Origin of the sequence: Joostella atrarenae (assembly GCF_021764745.1) — a bacterium.
Lineage (GTDB): Bacteria > Bacteroidota > Bacteroidia > Flavobacteriales > Flavobacteriaceae > Galbibacter > Galbibacter atrarenae.
This window is the reverse complement of record NZ_JAETXX010000031.1, coordinates 1-2,756: the sequence shown is the minus strand read 5'-3', so window position 1 is coordinate 2,756 and position 2,756 is coordinate 1. Positions and strand designations below refer to the sequence as shown.

The window sequence follows — 2,756 nt, the reverse complement described above, 5'->3', positions numbered from 1 at the left end:
GTCAGAATAAACTTTAGTCCCTGTATCCAATATTTCCCCAGCATCAATAATTGCCCACCCAATGGAATTTTTATCTAAATCGAGTCCAAGTCTTTTACTCATAATGGGATTAATTGTTCTTTGATTAAGACACTAAAATACATTTTATCCTACAATTTTACAGGATAACAACACTTTTTTTAGGGTCTTTTCAGGTTATGTTAAGGAAGATACCATTAGATGAAGTGAGCTAATTATCTTAGGTTTATGAAAAGGACTGTATAAATATATCATGATTTATTTATTTACTTGTAGTTGTATTTGTACAGCTCAACCTGTTTTTTTACTCTGGAATAATCGATGAAATGTTAAATGCCAAATTAGAAAAACCACAATCCTATAAAACCAAAAGCCAATCCTCTCTTGATTGGCTTAACATATACTTTACGAATGTGATTATATGTTTTTATTCTTCAATAAAATCTTCTAATGGAAATTCAAGGCCAAATATTTCGAAAGACTCTAGTTTTAATGCAATTGAAATCCTAATTAAGGTTTTAAGAGTAGGGTTGCCTATACCATTTTCATATCTGCTAAAATCTCCTGGATCTATATCTGATGATACATCAGTGTCTATTAATTTTAAATTCCTTTGTTCTCTTTCTTCTTTGATTTTATTTCCAATTTCAATTAAAACATTCTGTAAAAAATCATCTACCTTTCTTGAGTCCATTACTTGTCTTTTGGAAACAAGGTTGTATTAATTGATCAATATTCTTTTGGGATATATCCCAAAAGTTAAATATTTTATATATATTTGTCTCAATAACATATATTTGCAATTCTTCAAATAGAAAATATTAGAAGCAATTGCTTTGAATCTTGTATCGGAAAACTGGTAATTTTTATGTGTACGGGATGATAAGTAAATTTGCTCACGACCCGGGCGTGAGTTTTTCACTTATCTGTACACAGGGTATACCAGTACCTCCGATGCGATGAGTTGAATACCACGCCCTTTTTTTATCAGTAGTATTTCAATAGATTTTAAGCGTTTCTTCTCGATTTTTGGTTGTAGAGATTGCATTGAAAAATGTATTGTTAATGAACCGACCAACTACTTTATTATGGTTTTGTTTTGCACCTAAAAGCCTTTCTTATGGTTTAAGGGTTTCAGTTATGGACAGGCTTTTTATTAAAAAGCCCAAAGATCCTATATAAGATATATTATTACGGGAGTGACGTCATTTTTTATTCGGTACTTCATTATTTATTTCTCCTGTAATCAACGATCTACGTCATTCATGGTATCCGGTCATGTTTTCATTTAAAGTTTTTATACCAAGGGTTTCCCATATGAGTTATTTAGTTATAACACCAATGTTATGGCTATAGAATTCATAAGGGTGATATGGTATTTAGAAAGATAAAGAAGGCTCTCTAGAGCTGTAAAAAAATAGAGAGCCTTTGATTCAATTAAACTAAAGTCTAATTAAAAACTATTCAAAATTATGAAAAAAAAAGATGCAATACGAGATAGGTGTATCCTATTACTTGCCCTGTTTATCTTTTCTATTGGAACGTATTCCTTGTTTGGGAATACTAGGGGTGTTAATTTTTTTGATTTAGCTGCTTATCAACATCGGATTAAGGGAGTGGTTACTGATTCGGACGGAACTCCGGTTCAGGGAGCTTCGGTTCGTTTAAAAGACACTTCTACCGGAACTTTCACAAACAATGAGGGTGTCTTTTATCTGGAGGCCACTCCTACCGATGTTTTAATTATCACTTACATTGGTTTTAAATCTTTAGAAATAAGAGTAGGATCGAAGGAAGATTTTTCCATTGTCTTAGAGGATGCTATTACCGATCTTGGCGCCGTTACGGTCAATGCCGGTTATTATACGGTATCGGAAAAGGAGCGAACGGGAAGTATTTCCGGTATAACGGCTGCAGATATTGAGTCGCAGCCCGTATCCAACCCACTGGCTGCCATGCAGGGAAAGATTCCTGGGGTATATATCTCTCAAAATTCAGGGGTGCCTGGTGGTGATTTTTCCATACAGATCCGAGGAAGGAATAGTATTCGGTTGGATGGAAATGATCCATTATTTATAGTAGATGGAGTTCCTTATCCTTCCGATCCGATAACTTCTAGTTTAGTGCAGGGTGCCAATGGAAATTCATCTCCTTTAAATAGTATTAATCCTTCGGATATAGCCGATATCGAAGTTTTAAAAGACGCTGATGCAACTTCCATTTACGGTTCACGAGGTGCCAATGGGGTGGTATTGATTACTACCAAAAAAGGGAAAAGCGGAAAGTTAAAATTGGATGTCAATTTACAAAGCGGCATCGGGCAGGTCTCCAATTTTATGAATGTCTTAAATACCGATAAATATATTACAATGCGGGAAGAGGCCTTTGCTAATGATAATCGGGAGCAAACCTCTAGTAATGCTTATGATCTGTTGGAGTGGGACAGGAACCGTTATACAGATTGGCAGGAGGAGCTTATTGGTGGATCTTCCTATATAAACAATATATATGCGAACCTTTCAGGGGGAAGCGATCAAACGACCTTTAGGTTTGGTGGCGGTTATAGGGATGAATCCGTTGTATTTCCAGGAGATTTTGGAAACCAACGTATCACAGGTCAACTGAATTTAAACCATTATTCTTCAGACCAAAAATTCCACGCTAATATCACCACTTCGTATACCCATGAGAATAATGATTTATTAGCGAGTGATCCGACCCTTGAGGCTCTGACGCTA

At 35.3% G+C, this 2,756-nt stretch carries 2 protein-coding genes; one reads left to right on the top strand and one right to left on the bottom strand.

The window, feature by feature from the left end:
• Positions 1 to 445 precede the first annotated feature (445 nt).
• Positions 446 to 712, bottom strand: coding sequence for a helix-turn-helix domain-containing protein (locus JM658_RS16900; protein ID WP_236961062.1), 267 nt, complete (start codon positions 710 to 712; stop codon positions 446 to 448).
• Between the two features lie 778 nt (positions 713 to 1,490).
• On the opposite strand from JM658_RS16900, the gene JM658_RS16895 reads away from it, so the two are divergent.
• Positions 1,491 to 2,756, top strand: a 1,266-nt coding sequence (locus JM658_RS16895) for a TonB-dependent receptor plug domain-containing protein (protein ID WP_236961060.1), incomplete at its 3' end; no start/stop codon positions are given.

Coding starts and splice junctions, on each gene's coding strand:
- JM658_RS16900 (WP_236961062.1), bottom strand. CDS start 712: ATGGACTCAAGAAAGGTAGATGATTTTTTACAGAATGTTTTAATTGAA.